Raw genomic sequence first — 16,997 nt, 5'->3', positions numbered from 1 at the left:
TTTTTTTTATAACCTTGCCAAAAAAAGCAGATGTTTCAAGAAGAGAGCTATAATAAACATGGGAACTGGTACAACACCCTATTCCCAACTGAAGAATCTAAAAAAGCTTATTTTCAAAAATTCAAAGAAGCAGATCAGAATACCATCAACAACTGGCTTCAAAGTATACAATTCTCCTGTCTCGACCCGTTGATCAGTGTAAAGGGACAGGCTTGGTTAACCGTTGGTGATGCTTACGGTTTAGATGCCAATTACATCATTTCAAATGGCAATGACAATACCGCCCACGCCAGTGATCTGAAAAGTGATTTCCTCAAAGTTTCTGAACAGGAAGGGTTTATCAATAGTTTTTCGGCTGAAAATGCCGAGAAGCTGTCTTTTGAAGACAACAGCTTTGATTATGTATTGTGCAAAGAAACCTACCATCATTTTCCAAGGCCATATATGGCGGTATATGAAATGCTGAGGGTAGCCAGAAAGGGCATCATGATGATTGAACCCCAGGATCCGGTAATTAAAATGCCAATGTTCCTGTTCATCACCAATATTCTGGCAGCAATAAATGATAAACTGGTACAGAAAGTCTGGAAAAACCGGTTTTCTTATGAACCTGTAGGAAATTTTGTATACAAGGTTTCTGAACGCGAGTTTGAAAAACTAGCGGCAGGACTGAATTTACGTATGGTGGCTTTTAAAAGGATCAATTCCAATTTCTATTATAAAGGTGCAGAAACAACCATGGCCAATCCGGGAAATCTGAAGTTTTTAAAACTAAGGATGAAAAAATATATATTCGACCTGCTGGTGAAGTTAAAATTATGCAGCAGTCAGGTGCTTACAAGTTTAATTTTTAAAGAAACACCAGATGAACAGGAGCAGCAAAAGTTAAAGCGGGCCGGTTATCACCTGGTGCACATTCCGCTCAACCCTTACCTGTAAACAGCGCTTTTTTAAAATCTGTTGTAAAGCATCGAATCATCGATGTAATAGTTCAGATTTTCTTTGGTAACAATATCCAGCGGCAGAAACTTGATGGCCGAAATTTCCTTTTTAAACACCAAATGATCAACCAACTGGTTAATACCCCAATACCCCTGTCCTAATGGATTTTGATTGATTAAAAAGCTGATAGACCCTTTATTGAGGTAATGGAGGTTTTGAGGAATAAGATCGTAGCCTATTATTTTGATGTGGTTGATAAATTTTTGTTCAAAATACTTTGCGATTTCAAAGGCTTTGGAGGTTGTCACAAAACAAAACTGCAACTGGGGATTACCTTCAAATATGGAATCGAGCTGTTCTACAAACAAAGCGTAATTGCGTAAGTTCAACTCTGCTTTAATGATCTCATATTGATGGTTCAAATTATTCTGAATGAAGTAATTCCTTAAACCCTGCTCTTTCTTGGTAAGGTGGGCTGAATTACTGATCTCTTCATCGATATGGGCAATTAAAACGGATGGTGGCTGGGGTTGTCCGTAATGGATCAGCTTACCTGCAACCTGGCCGCTCTGATAGGAATCTTGTCCGATATAACTCAGGGGATCAAATTCTGCAATTTGGGTATTAAACAGAACGAAAGGGATTTCCTGTTTTTTCCATGCTTCGAAAAACGGAAGTACTTCCCTGTAAAACATTGGAGCAAGTAAAATCCCATCCGGATTGGCACGGCTAACTTCTTCAGCTTTTTTCACAAATGAATGGGGATCATAAGGATTGAACATAAACAATGTCACCTTAACACCGTATTGTCGTGCTTCTTTCGCGGCCTTTTGGATCCCGGCCCTTGGATCGAGCCAATACGCATCGTAGCGGGGATCACCAATAAGCGCGGCAAAATGATATTCTTTTTTGGTTCCAAGGGCGCGGGCCATGAAATTTGGCTCATAGTTCATTTCTTCAATGATCTTAAGAATCCGCTCCTTTACCTTTTCAGAAACATTCCCCCGGTCGTGCAATACCCTGTCGACAGTACCTGCAGATACTTTTGCTTTAACGGCAATATCCTTAATACGGATGTTCTTCATTTTCTATTTATATTTTCTGTTATATTAAAGCGTTATTCTTTCCTTCTGCAAGCCAGAAGATAATCAAAAATATTGGCGGCGGCGGCTAAAAAAATTTAACAAATGTATTTATTTAGTTTGTAAGATAAACATAAATACAAGTCTATCCGGTTAATCCTCTTTTCAAGGGCATATCACCAAAACCGTAAGTTTTTTTATCCACATATACATTTAATATTAAATGTATGCGTATTGCAAATAAAATACATTTTATTGGTTATTTCAACAAATAATCATGTGTGTGCGCACACATTTTTTTAATTCACGGCTTGCTTCTTAATTTATTCTTAACTAAGTTTGATCATAGAAATATTGTTGGGCTCATATACTTATCCCTGCTCAACCTGTGACATCAAATGGAAGACACCAAGATTAAAGAAAAAGCGATCATCAGAAAGGAACTTATTGTACTTAAAACGTATCCCTATTCGGATCCGAGTCCCATTCCTGAGTTTGGACGCCTGTATCCTTATAACCGTTTTGATGGATACACCAATAAAAGCATAGAACAGACCTGGGAAATGATTGTTATGGAAAACAATCACATCAAAATCTGGATCAATCCAGCTGTAGGGGGAAAAATATGGGGTGCCATAGAAAAATCGACAACAAGGGAATTTATATATTTTAACCATGCAGCAAAATTCAGAGATGTAGCCATGAGAGGTCCCTGGACTTCCGGTGGCATGGAAATCAATATGGGCATCATCGGGCATACTCCCTCCTGTTCGGCTCCGGTTGACTACAAAACAATTGAGAATGAAGATGGCAGTGTAAGCTGCTTTATCGGGGCCACGGACTGGCCCTCCCGTACAGAATGGCGTGTAGAAATAAAACTGGGTAAAGATGCTGCACATTTTAGCACTAAAAGTTGGTGGCACAACAATAGTTGTATGTCCCAGTCCTACTATCAATGGAACAATGTGGGTATTAAAACCTCCGGAAACCTGGAATACATCTACCCGGGGCAGCATCGTTTAGGACACGATGGAGTACCACAGAGCTGGCCTGAGGATGACGAAAAAAGAAAAATTTCTTTCTACGACCAGAATAATTATGGTGAATATAAATCCTATCATGTTTTTGGCGCCTATACCGATTTTTGGGGGTGTTACTGGCATAATGATCAGTTTGGCATGGGACATTCTGCTCCTTATGACGAAAAACCAGGAAAAAAGATATGGATTTGGGGACTTTCGCGTTATGGTATGATCTGGGAAGATCTTTTAACAGACGAGGATGGCCAGTACACAGAGGTTCAAAGTGGTCGTTTATTTAATCAAAGTATTGCTGCCAGCTCTAAAACCCCGTTTAAACACAGGTCATTTTTACCCTATACTTACGATACCTGGGAAGAACATTGGTTTCCGGTTAAAAACACTGGAGGATTAACCTATGGCAATCAACAACTTTCATTTTATATAACTGTACAAGAAGGAAACCAATTGATTAATATCTGTGCCAATGAAAGCCTGGATGATCATTTTAAAGTTTTTCACCACACTAAGGAAATCCTTTCAACACAGCTTAGAATGAAAGCAATGCAGAACTGCAGCTTCGGACTTCCATACCCTGTAAAAGCAGCCGAATTACTGGTAACGTTAAATGATTCGATAATATACAATGGCCCTGAACAGCATACAGTATTAAAAAGACCCACAAAACTGAGTAAGGACTACAATTTCGATTCGGTACAAGCGCATTGCATTCAGGCAAAGGAATGGGAAAGACAACGTTTTTTTGACCGAGCAATAACGCATTATCAGATTTGCCTGGACCTGGACCCCTTTTATACAGAAGCGCTTAGCGGCCTGGCAGGTCTTTATTTTAAACAACTTAAATTTACTGAAGCACTGAACCTTTTAAGTATTGTATTATCTGTTGATACGTATGACCCGGAGGCCAATTATTTATATGGACTGGTAAATGAAAGGTTACGAAATACAGCAGACGCAAAGGATGGTTTTTCTATTGCCAGTCAATCTGTCGAGTATAGGGTTGCATCATTTATAGCTCTGGCAAAAATGTTACTGCGTGAAGGTCAGATTGAAAAGGCATATGCTTATGTAAAAAAAGCAAGATTGTATAGCCCGGACAATCTCCAATCTTTATATTTAAGCATCATTATAAACAATCTTAAAGGAAATAAAAAACAGTCGATGCTACTGATCAAACAGCTTTTACATACAGACCCCATTAATTACCTGGCAAAATTTGAATTGAACAAAGCAGAAGGCATCCCGCTGGACAAAATTACCGTAAGTGAACTTCCTTATGAAACTTATACAGAACTGGCTGCCTTCTATTACAATGTAAACCTGTATAGTGAAGCGCTTAAACTATTGGAAGCAGCCCCTGATTACGCAATGGTTTATCTTTGGAAAGCTTATCTATATTCGCTTTCCGATTCGAAAACTACTGTTGCCAGTGCACTGGAAAAGGCAGTGGCAATGAGGCCTGATTTTGTTTTTCCGCATCGTGAAGAGGACATTACAGTATTGAACTGGGCAATTAGCCAGCACAATGCCTGGCAGTTTAAATATTATCTTGCACTTGCCCATATCCAGAACCTGCGCAGAGAAGAAGCATTGAGTCTTTTAAACAGCTGTCAGCAGCTGCCCGACTTCTATCCTTTTTATATTGTACGGGCAAACTTAAAAGAGGAATTGCAGGAGGACGGCTGCCTTTCTGACCTAAAAAAAGCCTTTCAGCTTGCACCCGATGAATGGAGGACAGTTCTAAACCTTTCCAATTACTACGCTGCACATGAGGACTGGGTGCAGGCACTCAACATCACCAGTAAAGGATATAAAATGTATCCCGACAATTATTATTTAGGGCTGAAACTTGCAAAATGCTTTATGCATACGCATAAATTTGAACAAGGGATTGCCCTGATGACCAATATGACCGTATTGCCAAATGAGGGGGCCTCTGAAGGCAGGAACAGCTGGCGGGAAACTCACCTGCTCTGTGCGTTTAACGCGCTTGAAGATAAGAACCAGGAAAAAGCGACACATCATATCAATATGGCTAGGACATGGCCTGAAAACATGGGCATTGGCAAACCTCATCATGTTGATGAGCGCCTCGAAGACTACATGCAGCTTATCTGTATAGATCATGAAAATAAAGAAGAACGAAAGGCACTAACGGATAAAATAACAAGTTACAGAATGCACCATAAACTCAGTCCTTATGGTATACTTGACTTCATCAGCATTTTTCTTATGCAGGAAATGGGTGATGTAAAAGGTGCAGAAAGAATCCTGGACAACTGGTTAAAACAAGATCCTGATGCTTTACCGCTAAAATGGAGCATCGCATTTTTAAAAGGCAACCAACAGGAATTGGCTGAACTTTCTCAACAGAAGGTTCCGGTTAAAGAGGTTCTGCCTTATGAAGTGCCATTTGAAGACCGGTCCTTTCCTTTCGTAAAAAAATTACACAGTATTGGATTATTTAACAAGCATACACATTTAGCTACAATGAATTAACAGATCAATCGGATTTAAAAATCAGCAAAATGAACACGAACCAACTTAAAGACCTTTCCGTATACCACCAGCTGGTATCAGACTTTTTCAAATGGCCAACACACAAGGAAGAATGGGAGAAATATAAACTCAGTGATGAGCAAATCAGTTTTTTCAAAGCGAATGGTTATGTAAGTGGCATCAAATTTTTAGAAGAATGGCAGGTAGATCAGCTGAATGAAGACCTGTTGCGCATTTCAGATCCAAACCTGCCTGACCACACTTTATTTCATCAGTTTTTCTCCAATGCTTCAACAGATCCCAACTCTGTATTGTTCCATGCTTTAGGAGCCTGGCGCATTACGCCGGCTTTTCATGACATTTTATGGAACCCGGCCTTTGTTATGGCGGCCAGCCAGCTGCTGGGCAACAAAGCCGTCCGCTTTTGGCATGACCAGCTTTTTTGCAAACCTGCCAAACATGGCGGCGTGGTAGCCTGGCATCAGGATTATTCGTACTGGACACGGACAGTTCCTTTGCAACATTTAACCTGCTGGGTAGCGCTTGACGATGCAACAACTGAAAATGGCTGCATGTATTATGTGCCCGGAAGCCATAACTGGGGCCTCTTGGAGAAACCGGAACTAGCAGGAGAAATGGAAGGTTTGATGGAGTTTCTGACAGACGAACAAAAAGCAGCTTTCAAACCAGTTCCAATTGAGCTTAAAAAGGGCTATGGAACCTTTCACCACCCATTGCTGATCCATGGATCTTACGAAAACAGATCTGAAAGATCAAGAAGGGCCTTTGTTTTAAATATGTTTGCAGATGGCACCATTTCTGATACCGACAAAGAACTGATGCCAGGAACTCCAGCCATACCTAAAGGAGAAAAAATAAGCGGACAATATTTCCCTATATTGATAGATCCTGAAAAGGAAATGGCCATATAAAATATGGAGAAGTTATTTTTTTGTACCTACTGGGGTAATGAGCACCTGGATTGGGCAGACTTTTTAAGAAAGGTTAAGGATGCCGGGTACGATGGTGTAGAAGCCAGCTTGCCTTCCAACCCTACGATACAAAAAAAAATGGCGCAGCTTGCAGCAGCTATGAATTTGAAGCTGATCGGTGTACACTGGGATACCTGTACACCAGATTTTAATCAGCACAAAAAAGAAATGCAAAGTCGGTTAATTAACCTGACAAAGGCAGAACCCATGTTCATTACCTCACATACTGGAAAAGATCATTTCAGTTTTGAACAAAATCTGGAATTGTTATCCCAGGCGGAACAAATAAGCATTTCAAGTGGAATTAAGATCCTGCACGAGACACATCGTGGAAAATTTAGTTTTACCGCACATGGTACCAAAGCTTTTTTAGAAGAACTGCCCTGGTTAAACCTTACACTCGATATTTCTCATTGGTTTACTGTTGCAGAAAGTTTTTTACAAGACCAGGCAGCAGCAGTTGACCTGGCCTTGTCCAGAACCCGGCACATCCATGCTCGTGTCGGCTTTACGCAGGGCCCCCAGGTAAATAACCCCCGCAATCCGGAATGGCAGGAAGCCCTTCAGCATCATTTACAAATCTGGGATAAAGCAATTTGCCTGCAGCAAGAAAAAGCGGCTCCATATTTCACTTTTACATCAGAGTTTGGCCCATTCCCGTATATGTCGTCCAGTCCCGGCCATATACCTGCTTCTGAACACCAATGGAACCTCAACAAATACATTAAAGATTTACTTAAAACCAGATATTATGCCGAATGAAACCCTAACCATACAGACTCCGGCTAAAAAGGCCCTGACCATGCAAATCATAACTATTGGTGCTTTCTTTTTTATTTTCGGTTTCATAACCTGGGTTAACGGAACACTGATCCCTTACCTGAGAATAGCCTGTGAACTGGAAGAATGGCAGGCTTACCTGGTTACTTTTGCCTTCTATATTTCCTATACCGTGATGGCCATTCCGTCCAGCAAAATTCTGGAACGGACAGGTATGGTTAAAGGGATGCGTGTTGGTTTGATAATTATGGCTATTGGTTGTGCATTGTTTATACCTGCGGCCTTAATGCGTTATTACCCTTTATTTTTATTGGGCTTGTTTGTAGTGGGCACAGGTACAACCTTATTGCAAACGGCGGTGAATCCTTATATTACACTGCTTGGCCCTCCTGAAAAGGCTGCACAACGCATCAGCATGATGGGTATATGCAATAAATTTGCCGGTGTAATTGCCCCGCTTATTTTAGGCGCTATTATTCTTAAAAATTCTGATGGCCTGATTGCCGAACTTCAGCAGATGGCAGATGCAGACCGTAAATTACGTTTGGATAGCCTTGCACATGCAGTAATATTACCTTATATAGCACTGACGCTCATCCTTTTAGCCATAGCCTATCTCATTAAATTTGCGCATTTACCTGAAATTGAAGCCTCATTACCAGCACGTCCGGATAAGGGGACAATTGATTTAAAACAGGCGGCTAAACTGCGGCTAAACTTTATATTGGGCTTTATTGCAACATTTTCGACCGTTGGCCTGGAAGTGATAGCCGGAGATACCATTGGTAATTATGGCATTTATCATGGCCTTTCCTTAAACATTGCAAAGAACCTTACTGCCTATACCTTAGCAAGTACCATGATTGGCTATCTTTTTGGCGCTTATGCCATTCCCAAATATATATCACAGGAAAAGGCTTTTACCTATTCTGCATGGCTGGGCATACTCATTTCACTTCTGGCGATCTTTGTCCCCGGTACAGGTTCCATCGTATTTATCGCTTTACTAGGCCTTTCTAATGCATTATTATGGCCTGCAATATGGCCCCAGGCCCTAAAAGGGTTAAAAGGGAAGATGCTAAACAGAGGCTCTGCTATTTTGATTATGGGCGTTGCCGGTGGGGCCATCATGCCATTAGTATATGGCGTTTTAGCTAAGTATACCAATAATCAATATGCCTACATCATTCTAATTCCCTGCTATCTTTTTAATCTATACTACAGCCTGAGGGGCAGACGTTCAATGCCGAATGAAATTTAACAGAATGCTATTTCGATAAGGATACTGAAATGTTGTTGAGCAATTGCTTTGCTGCATTTAAATCACTATTCCAACCTTCATATCGGGAATGGCTTTTCAATTTCGCAATGGCATCATTCAATTTCGCTAAAGTAGCCAGGTCATTCTTATGTTCCAGCATTTTCTTTACCACAAGCACTTTCTCATAGTCCTGGATACCTTCCAGCATACGCTCGTATCTGATAGAACTTCTGGCTTGCGGATAAGTAATATAGGTGTCTCCTGCAGGCCATGTTCTGAATCGGGAGTCTACCAAAGGATTTTCCACCCAGGAATTATAAGCCCAGCGCAGCACGCCATTATAACCTGTAGCCAGGGTATACCAGCCTAAATAAGCAGACTCAGCGGGCTCAGAAAAAGTAAATTGATTGGGAAAACTATTTCCACAATAGATATAAAAGGTAGTGTTCAATCCCTTGCTTCTGCGCTCTGCAATATCTTTGTCATCTATAGGGTGTTGAACCGCGGTACTCACATCATCACTGTTGGTATAACGCTTATAGGTCTTTTGATTATCAGCATAGGCAACGCCAAGTTTTGGGGCTACCTTTTCTATCAGTGCAAAAGCCATTCCCATCTCATCCTTATTTCTTTCATCCAGGGCAATGTTTGTCATTTCAAGCCAGCCTTTTTGCTGCAGATGTTTTGCAAAATCTTTCAGGAACGGTTCCCACATTTCGGTAAACGCCGTAGTACCAGGCTTGGCCACTATGTTTACAAACTTGTTTGTGATGGCATCTTTATAATGGATTTCATTATTCCAGGGAACAATAGAATAACAGTTGATCATCTTCTTTACTCCAAGGCCCATCATAAAAGATACCCACTTATCAAAAATCCGGTAGTCGTACGACCAGCTTCCGTCCTTTCCCTTTGTCCAGATGATCATATCTTCATAAGGATCATAAGTCTGAATATTCCAGGGGTCTTTGTTCAATGTAGCCGTAATTACTTTCTGACCGGCGTTTGCCAGGAGCTGCATTTGTGGTCTCATGGCTTCGAAATGCGCCTCACTCCATACAGGTAATTTATTTACACGGGCAACTGCTGAGGGGTGTTGCCATTGGTCGAGGTGAAAGCTCCACGAAGATGGTTGCGGTAACAGCTGATTGATAACATCCAGGGATAAGTTCAGTTCCTGCTGCTTTCCCTGTTTGGTAGTTATTTGTACCTTCGCCGAATAGGAGCCTTGCTCTGCTTTTCTGGGGATTTCTATGGTGATCCACACGGGTCTTACTTTTTTCTTTTCCAGATTGAAGGACGAAAGGTCATCCAGCATATCTGCAGATAATGAACTGGAAAAATCTGCTGCGTTCCGTTTTCCGCAAGCCCATCCGGATCCATATTCGTCTGTCAGCACATATCGCTCGAACCGGGCATAACCGATTGATTTGAGCTTACTCCCACTTTCAGAAATAAAATCAGATAAGGTTATTTTCGCTCCGGGAATGGAATCTGTAGTCCAGAGCAGCACCTGGGCTGACAAACGCTCTCCTTTCCAACCTGTTAAATGAACTGACCGCTCTATGTTAATATTAGGCACTTCAGATTTAGCATAACGTTTATCAATAGATACAAAAGAACTATGTAAACCCGGTTTTACCTCTAGCCAGTTTTTGTTGTCCGTTTTTACTGGATCGTTTGCCTCTGTAAATATTTGTCCTTTGTCCCAATGCGTTTGCTGACAAAATCCGGCGCCGGAAATTCCGGTTAATGCACTAAAAAGAATTAATTGATAAAGCTTGCTGGTCACTTTCATAAAATTGTAATATAGTTTTGGTTCGGTTAAACAGGTTCCCCAAGTTAGAAAACATTTCGTTTTATTGCAATTATATTTCGTTTTATTTCGTATAACAGTTTCGTTTGGTTGCGAAAAATAGTGTAATAAACCAGTAACCCGGTATAGCTAGATAACCTAAAGGAAAAATTGAATATTTCGGGGGACCCGGAAAATGAAAAAGCCTTCAAATCTTACGATTGAAGGCTTTTCGATGTTTTAATTTAAAACTTGCGGACCGGACGGGACTTGAACACCCTCCTTAAATAACCTATAAATCAGCGTGTTACAGAGCTTATAAAATTGACTCTCTGAATTACTCACTGATATTTTAATTTAAAAGAACTTCGTTTGCTATTGATCAAATATACGGAAATGATTTAAAAGATCATGCGTATTAATTGATGGGTATTATACAATCGCCATCATTTATACGCTTGACGTGACATCCTCTATTCCTATTATTCCTCATTAACTTTGGCACGGATATAACAAGTAGCCGTTTTCACGTTTGATTAGTCCTTTATTGCTCCCTCAATTTGCCTGCTTTTTTAACTTTGGCGCCTATTAAAGCGTTTTTGGCGCCATTTGCTCCCTCAGTTGCTCCCTCAACTGCTCCCTCAATTACATGCAATTATTGTTCGCCATTAACTCTTAGCTGAAAGTGTTGTCAGAAATAGGGTGTAATCTTGAAATTGAATTGATTTTACTACCGTCCCTTTTTAAATCGCCAGTGATTGAATGTCCATGCCCTGCGAATTAAAAGCCCAGAGAATCGATAATTTTCTTTACATCTTCTTTTGATATAGATGCTTCTTCCGATTTGTCAAAAATAGTGATCAGGTATATTTCAGTTGAAGTTTTGTGCTGCTCGACTAGATAGGTAATTACCCTAAAACCTCCGCTTTTCCCTTTGCCTTTGGACTCATCAGCGACACGGATCTTGTAGATATTTGCACCATAGCTATCACCCGATCTTGGATTCTTTAGCAGATCATCCTCTAACGAGGCTAAGCTATCTTTCAGGCTCTTGTATTTTTTTAGTAAGCGCTTTGCTTTTTTAAAAAAATATGGGGTAAGATGAACTTTATTTTCCACTCAACAAATCTGACATTGAAAATGGCTTAATTTTGCCTTGACGTATGAGTTTAACGTCATTTAAACCCTCTTTAATCTCGTTAAGTAAAGCTTCTTTTTTTCCTGCTTTGGATTTATTAGATACGACTTCCCCTCCCAGTTCTTTAACGAACTCAGCTATTCGAGATTTGGCACTTGCCGGAACTTTGATAGTCAGTACAGTCATACTGCAAATTTAATAATTATTTTCCTATAAATACCAATCTGGGATTTCAAAAATATTTAGCCCTTGATTTACCGTTAGTATCCGTTAGACAAACATTCCGGGAAACGGCATTCCGGTAGCAGTTCTTTAAACTGCCTATTGAGATCCTCCATTAGCATTCCTTAATAACAGGCGATTTATGACGTCTCATGCCACCTTAAGCATAATCCAGGATTATGCTGCTTATCACCCGCCAATACCGAACACAGCGCAGTCTCACATTTCGCGGCTTTTGACCCTGAGAAGCCGCAATTATTTTTTCGGGGCCTTAATAGTGTCTTTTCAAAGACTGAATAGAGCTAATCTCATCCGTCACCCAATAGACTATTCTATGCTCCTGGTTAATACGTCTTGACCATTTTCCAGTTGATTCGAGTTTTAAAGCTTCAGGGTTACCAATACCCGCGAAACTACTTTCAAGGATGGATTCTAAGAGTTGGTTATCTTTTTTTGACTGGCTTTATTGCCAGATTTCTTCCAAAACTTCAAATCGTTTTGTGCTTGCTTGGTGTATGCTATTTCCATAAATCAGCAATGGGGATTTTTTTAGTATCACCAGCTTCAATTTCTTGATCCGCTTTTTTTATTTTAGACACAAACTTAGGATCATACGGACTCTTTTCGGTCGTTTTAATCGTGACCGTTACCCCAAGTTCCTTAAGCAATTGCTTAACTAAAGCTACCTTTTCATCAGGTATTTGTATAGTTGCAGTTGTCATGGCCTTTAATTTATATACAAAAATATAAAATAAACTGGCCAATGGATATGGATTTTTATTACCAATTCTTGTTTGGCGTACCGGCTGTCACAACCACCTACATAGTTTATACGTCCGGCAGTCAGTCGTTTGCAAAATAAACTCACTTTTATTACGGCGGATATAGTCGTTAGTTGTCGAACCCTATAAATTTAAACAAATCAGTCCATTTTAACCGCGTAAGCACCCAAGAGCTCGGAACCGGATATCAGGTCAAGGACGGGCAGGAAGAATGGGGCAAAAGCGGCGCTGCCCGCTTGTATATCCTTGAACGGATATTCCGGTGAGGGCTACCTTCGCTGATTCGGTGAAAATGGTATACCCTCATTTTTTTATTTCCCTACATGGATATTCCTTGATTTTTGTCCCTCCCTTTATTCAAACTTTCCGATTGCTGCCGCTGCTTTTCGATAAGATTTTCTTTCACGATTTGCGGCAGGTAAGACTTCGAAAGGGGGTGGAGGTTTGCCATAATTGTTCCTTGCAAAGGATATTTCGCAATAAATTCTTTGACCACAGCACCTTTCTCGCTGGCAACTGCAAACGGATCAAGCGCATTCTTATTTGGGATCTCCAAGAGTTTAACATTTTTGGGTATAACTGTAATGTCCTTGTCGGGGTGAAAAATGCGATGTTTTTTGATGTGGTAATAGCAATGATACTTATCCTTCGACTCAGAGAACACTAACTCCTTGAAATTAATGACATTACCAGGATTCTTGGTTTCCCGTAGTTCATTGCGGCCCAGATCAACAGTGAAGCTGGTACCAGCAATATCAATGATGGGCAATCGTCCACTCACCCGCTTTTCCAATAAGTCAGTTTGCTGCTGCTGATAAATAATGCTACCGGTAAGTTCCTGCATCTCTTTTTGTGAAGGATACTCGGCAGCCATTTCCTTTTTAAATTCGCTAATCTCGTGGGCAGGGGCATTTCTGGCTTGTTTCATGGCGATGACCTTATCCAGGTTTTGCAGAAAGTACAGACGTAGATCAGCCGACCATTTACGATCTACTTCTTGCTGGAAAATCTGTACTGCATTTTTGGGGTTTGTGGAAAGTAAACTCACCCCTTCAATGAAGGATTGCGGGTCGTTCTGTAAAGTACGGCCGTAGATTTGCAGTTTATTGTATAGACCCTCATTCTGCACCAGGTACAGCGTTGGCGCGATCAAATTGTAGCGGTTATCATGCGCCTCCTTGCCCACTAACCTGCCTGAGTTTTCGGTTAATTTCATATGCTCATACCTGAAATGAGTACCTAGCAGGCTAAGCTTTGGATGAACGGCCATCAATTTAATCTCGACCCTGTAGCCTTTATCTTGTAATTCCGATATGGTTTTATTCATCAGATTTCCAGAGGAAAATGTGGTTTCCAGAATAAAATTCATGCGGTTGGCTTCGCAGTAAGCCCGTAAGCCATTGTTCCACGCCTGGGCATATTCGGAGGTAAGTTCCGGGTAATACGATTCGTGTTTTGCCTTGATCTTTTCTGCCTCGGGATGGTAGTCCCTGAAAATATCTGCGTTACAGCTAACGACATTCTGCCCTAGTTCTTTTCGGGCAATTCGCTCCAGCTCTGATTTACCTGCTCCGGGCTGTCCACCCAAAATGATGACCACTGGACGCTCTGAAGGCGACTTGCCAGCGGCAAAAATAGTAATGATATCCTGCTGTATCTCCTTGAAGTCTTTATCCGGCAGGCGGTAAAGGCTTTTTAATGACTTGGAAAAATCGGCAAACGTTCCTTCACTTAAAACTGAAGTTTTTTTTTCTGGGCCAAAAGAATCGGGCTGTATTTATCAATAATGGCCTTCATTTTTTCTGGGCTGGAAAAGTTTTCCGTGTTGTTATACTGTTCCAGTGCCTCTTTTCCCAAAGCGGAAAGTTCGGCAACCCTGCTTTCATCGGGAATGGCTTTATCGAGTTCTTTTCGTTCTTCTCTTGAAGCCAGGGCGATCAGTCCGGATAGGATTGAGTTCGCGCTTTCTGTACTGGTATACCAGTCAAAAGTATCGGGTTCTTTAATAGTCGCTGTGGGTGCCAGCGGTAAATGTAACTGTTCAGCAATCTTAAGGTAATCATCATAGCCGATGATCACCTTTACTGGCATTCCGCTTTCATCATTTACAAACTGCGTTTCCATGTCTTTAAGCATAATGTTTCTCAAATTTACTAAAAAATAAGGTGAATTGATCCTGTTTTAACTCATCAGCTGGGATATCCCGGCTGATGAGTTGATAGCTAATATTTTTTCTCTGCCTCAGCATAGGCCTTTTTCAATTTCTTTTGCATCGCTGCATTTCCGCTTTCATACGCCTCTATCCATGCCGCTGCGGCAATATCCCTGCTCCTGCTGTGCTGTTTAGCCTCGTAACCCTCGGCCCATTTTCTTCCCACGGGGATCAGGCCCATCGCTACGATAAAACCAAAGGTCCAGGGTATAATATGTCCGGCAACGATGCGGTAAAACTTCTCCGGGTTGTTTTCCGGAAAAAACAGAAACCTGAACTGCCTGACAATTGGCATGGGCTTCTTTTCCAGGACCTGGACGAAGTTGGACATACCTGCATGCAGTTCACGATGCACCGGCGTGAGATCCGGTACAGGTGCTTTGATCTCAATTTTTTTATATTTTTCTTCAAAGCTGGCAATCAGCTTCCTGTTGTCATCGCTTAAGGTAGCAATAACCTGATCACGCTCTCCCAGCACAATTTCCAGGTTCTGGATGACCTTTTGATTTTTTTCCTGTTGTTCGAGTACATCTTTCAGTACTTCGGTCAATGTCGTTTCGTCTAAACTCATAAGCATTTGTTTTAAAATGAAATTCCTTGCGATCTATCTCGCTTTATTGTTTTTTGTTGCAGCAATTCCTGCTGAAGTTTCAGTTCTTTTTGCTCCTGCCGGATGCGCATCTGCTCCTGCTGAACCAGTTTCTTCTGAATATCAGCCAGGCTAAAACCAACCTGGCTTCCCTTAAACCGGACCATATCCCGATCGGTAAAGGCAATCCCTCTGCCCAGCTCCACTTCATACCCTTGTTTTTCCATGCGCTTGCACACCTGCTTTACGCTGGTAGACTTGCTAACCGCCCATTCCAGGGTTTCTTTGAGCAATTCTTTTCTCGTGTCCACTCGTTTGCCCAGAGCGATGCGCTGCTCCTTGGCCAGAAAGCGGTTTGGGCTAAGTACCTTTTGCAGTCCATATACCTTTTCCATTTCCCGGCAAAATTCGGCCATGCGCTTATAACTGTTGCTGTCGCTGGCCGTCTTGCCGTCATAGCCAATGCGATTAGCCACAATGTGCAGGTGTTCATGCTCGGTATCTGCATGGGTAATGACCACATACTGGTTCTGTTCAAAGCCGAATTTCTCCGCCAAGCTCGCGCCGATATCTGCCTTCTGCTGTTTATTCAGTAGATCACTGTCAGCATGGGCAAAGCTTAAGGAAGCATGAAAGACCGGCTTACTGACCTTTGGATTGAGCTTACTCACCTCGATCAGTTGTTTAACTACCTGTTTCTTGTTCCCAAAACACAGGTTATAATGGATCACCTCGGCTTGTTTGCGCTCCATTTCTTCCAATTGCAGCTCCTCGCTTTCCTGCAACCTGCCTTCATGCAGATAACTCAGGCAACCGCGAAAACTTTTTCCCGTTGTAATTTTCCCGATCATTTCAAATAGGTCTTTACTTCCTCCACTAATCCCTGCAAGGAGCGGACCTCCTTGTTTAGTAGCGCCCGGTCCAGTGCATTCAGCTCTTCATTCCCATTCCGCTTTTTTGCAATCTGGTTAAGGTTAGCGGCCGTATGGTTCAGCGTTCCGGTCAGTTGTAACACCTCCTTTGGTAAAGTCTTTATCTTGATTTTTACCGTACCGTTTAGCCCCAGCTCACGCAGGTAAACCGAGACAGTGGTCTTCAGCTTCTTAGCTGCGGCCTGTATCAACTTTTTCTCAATGATGTTGCACATCACCGTCAGGGCAACATCCCGCTTAATCGCCGCCCTCGGGCGGCCTCCTTTACTAGTCTTTCTTTTCTCTTTTTCCATTGTCATAGGCAGATCTTAATTGTTCATCACCAGATGAATGATTGAGATCATCCGGTCTTTTTGGCGGTAGCCCCCCATGAATCCGAAAGCGTAGCTCGGATGAATGGGGCCAGCGTTTCGGCCATGCCGAAACATAGCTGGCTCCGCTAAATCGAATAGGCAAACGGGCTAACTTTGCTCCGCGTCAGCAGGTGCCAAAGTTTCCCGGTCTGCCGGGTGCAGGGGCTTCGGCTCCCGAGGCCAGAACAGGCTGCTAAGCCTGGGATGGTAGCGGGGAGTGCCGAAGTACCCCTCAACGTTCGCTATCTCCTATAGGCAAACGGGCTAACTTTGCACCGCGTTAGCAGGTGCCAAAGTTTCCCGGTCTGCCGGGTGCAGGGGCTTCGGCTCCCGAGGCCAGAACAGGCTGCTAAGCCTGGGATGGTAGCGGGGAGTGCC

General features: G+C 42.0%; 16 protein-coding genes. 5 read left to right on the top strand and 11 right to left on the bottom strand.

From position 1 onward, the window contains the following. Nucleotides 1-30: 30 nt before the first annotated feature. A complete protein-coding gene (locus HDC92_RS23475; RefSeq protein WP_015809909.1) occupies nucleotides 31-939 on the top strand; it encodes a class I SAM-dependent methyltransferase in 909 nt (302 codons plus the stop codon). Between the two features lie 11 nt (nucleotides 940-950). Here the strand turns inward: HDC92_RS23475 and HDC92_RS23470 are convergent, their stop codons facing one another. Beyond that, nucleotides 951-2,027, bottom strand: a complete 1,077-nt coding sequence (locus HDC92_RS23470; protein WP_015809910.1) for a substrate-binding domain-containing protein — start codon at nucleotides 2,025-2,027, stop codon at nucleotides 951-953. A 395-nt stretch (nucleotides 2,028-2,422) separates the two neighbouring features. Between HDC92_RS23470 and HDC92_RS23465 the strand changes: the two genes are divergently transcribed. From HDC92_RS23465 to HDC92_RS23450, 4 genes are read left to right on the top strand one after another with little or no spacing between them, the layout of a single operon-like run. Further along, entirely contained in the window at nucleotides 2,423-5,563 is a 3,141-nt protein-coding gene (locus HDC92_RS23465; RefSeq protein WP_183877333.1) for a DUF5107 domain-containing protein, read from the top strand. Between the two features lie 29 nt (nucleotides 5,564-5,592). Further along, nucleotides 5,593-6,495 (top strand): phytanoyl-CoA dioxygenase family protein, encoded by a 903-nt coding sequence (locus HDC92_RS23460; protein WP_183877332.1) that lies wholly within the window; start codon nucleotides 5,593-5,595, stop codon nucleotides 6,493-6,495. 3 nt (nucleotides 6,496-6,498) lie between these two features. After that, on the top strand, nucleotides 6,499-7,317 hold the full coding sequence (locus HDC92_RS23455) for a sugar phosphate isomerase/epimerase family protein (protein ID WP_183877331.1): 819 nt from the start codon (nucleotides 6,499-6,501) through the stop codon (nucleotides 7,315-7,317). Then, complete coding sequence (locus HDC92_RS23450) at nucleotides 7,307-8,596, top strand: sugar MFS transporter (protein ID WP_183877330.1); 1,290 nt, start codon at nucleotides 7,307-7,309, stop codon at nucleotides 8,594-8,596. The genes HDC92_RS23455 and HDC92_RS23450 overlap by 11 nt, the downstream gene beginning before the upstream one ends. 7 nt (nucleotides 8,597-8,603) lie before the next feature. Here HDC92_RS23450 and HDC92_RS23445 read toward each other — a convergent pair whose 3' ends face one another. From HDC92_RS23445 to HDC92_RS23400, 10 genes are all read right to left on the bottom strand, one after another. Next, nucleotides 8,604-10,394: a DUF4091 domain-containing protein gene (locus HDC92_RS23445; protein ID WP_183877329.1), complete on the bottom strand. Its 1,791-nt coding sequence runs from the start codon at nucleotides 10,392-10,394 to the stop codon at nucleotides 8,604-8,606. Between the two features lie 777 nt (nucleotides 10,395-11,171). Then, nucleotides 11,172-11,510: a type II toxin-antitoxin system RelE/ParE family toxin gene (locus HDC92_RS23440; RefSeq protein WP_183877328.1), complete on the bottom strand. Its 339-nt coding sequence runs from the start codon at nucleotides 11,508-11,510 to the stop codon at nucleotides 11,172-11,174. Then, the gene (locus HDC92_RS23435) at nucleotides 11,500-11,715 is read right to left on the bottom strand and encodes a hypothetical protein (RefSeq protein ID WP_183877347.1); all 216 of its coding nucleotides are present in this window, start codon (nucleotides 11,713-11,715) and stop codon (nucleotides 11,500-11,502) included. Before HDC92_RS23435 ends, HDC92_RS23440 begins: the two co-directional genes overlap by 11 nt. Before the next feature lie 307 nt (nucleotides 11,716-12,022). Continuing rightward, nucleotides 12,023-12,154 carry a type II toxin-antitoxin system YoeB family toxin gene (locus tag HDC92_RS25275; RefSeq protein ID WP_317618114.1) on the bottom strand — a complete coding sequence of 44 codons (132 nt, stop codon included), beginning with the start codon at nucleotides 12,152-12,154 and terminating at the stop codon, nucleotides 12,023-12,025. A 115-nt stretch (nucleotides 12,155-12,269) separates the two neighbouring features. After that, a complete protein-coding gene (locus HDC92_RS23425) occupies nucleotides 12,270-12,473 on the bottom strand; it encodes a DUF2683 family protein (protein ID WP_183877327.1) in 204 nt (67 codons plus the stop codon). Nucleotides 12,474-12,852: 379 nt separating this feature from the next. Next, nucleotides 12,853-14,169 carry a zeta toxin family protein gene (locus HDC92_RS23420; RefSeq protein ID WP_317618113.1) on the bottom strand — a complete coding sequence of 439 codons (1,317 nt, stop codon included), beginning with the start codon at nucleotides 14,167-14,169 and terminating at the stop codon, nucleotides 12,853-12,855. Nucleotides 14,170-14,264: 95 nt separating this feature from the next. Further along, nucleotides 14,265-14,669, bottom strand: a complete 405-nt coding sequence (locus HDC92_RS23415) for a hypothetical protein (protein ID WP_183877325.1) — start codon at nucleotides 14,667-14,669, stop codon at nucleotides 14,265-14,267. Nucleotides 14,670-14,755: 86 nt separating this feature from the next. Next, on the bottom strand, nucleotides 14,756-15,316 hold the full coding sequence (locus HDC92_RS23410) for a hypothetical protein (RefSeq protein ID WP_183877324.1): 561 nt from the start codon (nucleotides 15,314-15,316) through the stop codon (nucleotides 14,756-14,758). 11 nt (nucleotides 15,317-15,327) lie between these two features. Then, the gene (locus HDC92_RS23405; RefSeq protein WP_183877323.1) at nucleotides 15,328-16,185 is read right to left on the bottom strand and encodes a relaxase/mobilization nuclease domain-containing protein; all 858 of its coding nucleotides are present in this window, start codon (nucleotides 16,183-16,185) and stop codon (nucleotides 15,328-15,330) included. Next, the gene (locus tag HDC92_RS23400) at nucleotides 16,182-16,565 is read right to left on the bottom strand and encodes a plasmid mobilization protein (RefSeq protein ID WP_221271007.1); all 384 of its coding nucleotides are present in this window, start codon (nucleotides 16,563-16,565) and stop codon (nucleotides 16,182-16,184) included. Before HDC92_RS23400 ends, HDC92_RS23405 begins: the two co-directional genes overlap by 4 nt. Nucleotides 16,566-16,997 lie beyond the last annotated feature (432 nt).

This window comes from Pedobacter sp. AK017, from assembly GCF_014200825.1.
GTDB lineage: Bacteria > Bacteroidota > Bacteroidia > Sphingobacteriales > Sphingobacteriaceae > Pedobacter > Pedobacter heparinus.
Note: the sequence above shows the minus strand (reverse complement) of the source record. Positions and strands in the feature narration are given on the sequence as shown.

Bases quoted from the DNA above. Each gene is read 5' to 3' on its own strand.
- HDC92_RS23475 (WP_015809909.1), top strand. From the start codon at position 31: ATGTTTCAAGAAGAGAGCTATAATAAACATGGGAACTGGTACAACACC.
- HDC92_RS23450 (WP_183877330.1), top strand. From the start codon at position 7,307: ATGCCGAATGAAACCCTAACCATACAGACTCCGGCTAAAAAGGCCCTG.
- HDC92_RS23445 (WP_183877329.1), bottom strand. From the start codon at position 10,394: ATGAAAGTGACCAGCAAGCTTTATCAATTAATTCTTTTTAGTGCATTA.
- HDC92_RS23425 (WP_183877327.1), bottom strand. From the start codon at position 12,473: ATGACAACTGCAACTATACAAATACCTGATGAAAAGGTAGCTTTAGTT.
- HDC92_RS23410 (WP_183877324.1), bottom strand. From the start codon at position 15,316: ATGAGTTTAGACGAAACGACATTGACCGAAGTACTGAAAGATGTACTC.
- HDC92_RS23435 (WP_183877347.1), bottom strand. From the start codon at position 11,715: ATGACTGTACTGACTATCAAAGTTCCGGCAAGTGCCAAATCTCGAATA.
- HDC92_RS23405 (WP_183877323.1), bottom strand. From the start codon at position 16,185: ATGATCGGGAAAATTACAACGGGAAAAAGTTTTCGCGGTTGCCTGAGT.
- HDC92_RS23470 (WP_015809910.1), bottom strand. From the start codon at position 2,027: ATGAAGAACATCCGTATTAAGGATATTGCCGTTAAAGCAAAAGTATCT.
- HDC92_RS23400 (WP_221271007.1), bottom strand. From the start codon at position 16,565: ATGACAATGGAAAAAGAGAAAAGAAAGACTAGTAAAGGAGGCCGCCCG.
- HDC92_RS23465 (WP_183877333.1), top strand. From the start codon at position 2,423: ATGGAAGACACCAAGATTAAAGAAAAAGCGATCATCAGAAAGGAACTT.
- HDC92_RS23455 (WP_183877331.1), top strand. From the start codon at position 6,499: ATGGAGAAGTTATTTTTTTGTACCTACTGGGGTAATGAGCACCTGGAT.
- HDC92_RS23460 (WP_183877332.1), top strand. From the start codon at position 5,593: ATGAACACGAACCAACTTAAAGACCTTTCCGTATACCACCAGCTGGTA.
- HDC92_RS23415 (WP_183877325.1), bottom strand. From the start codon at position 14,669: ATGCTTAAAGACATGGAAACGCAGTTTGTAAATGATGAAAGCGGAATG.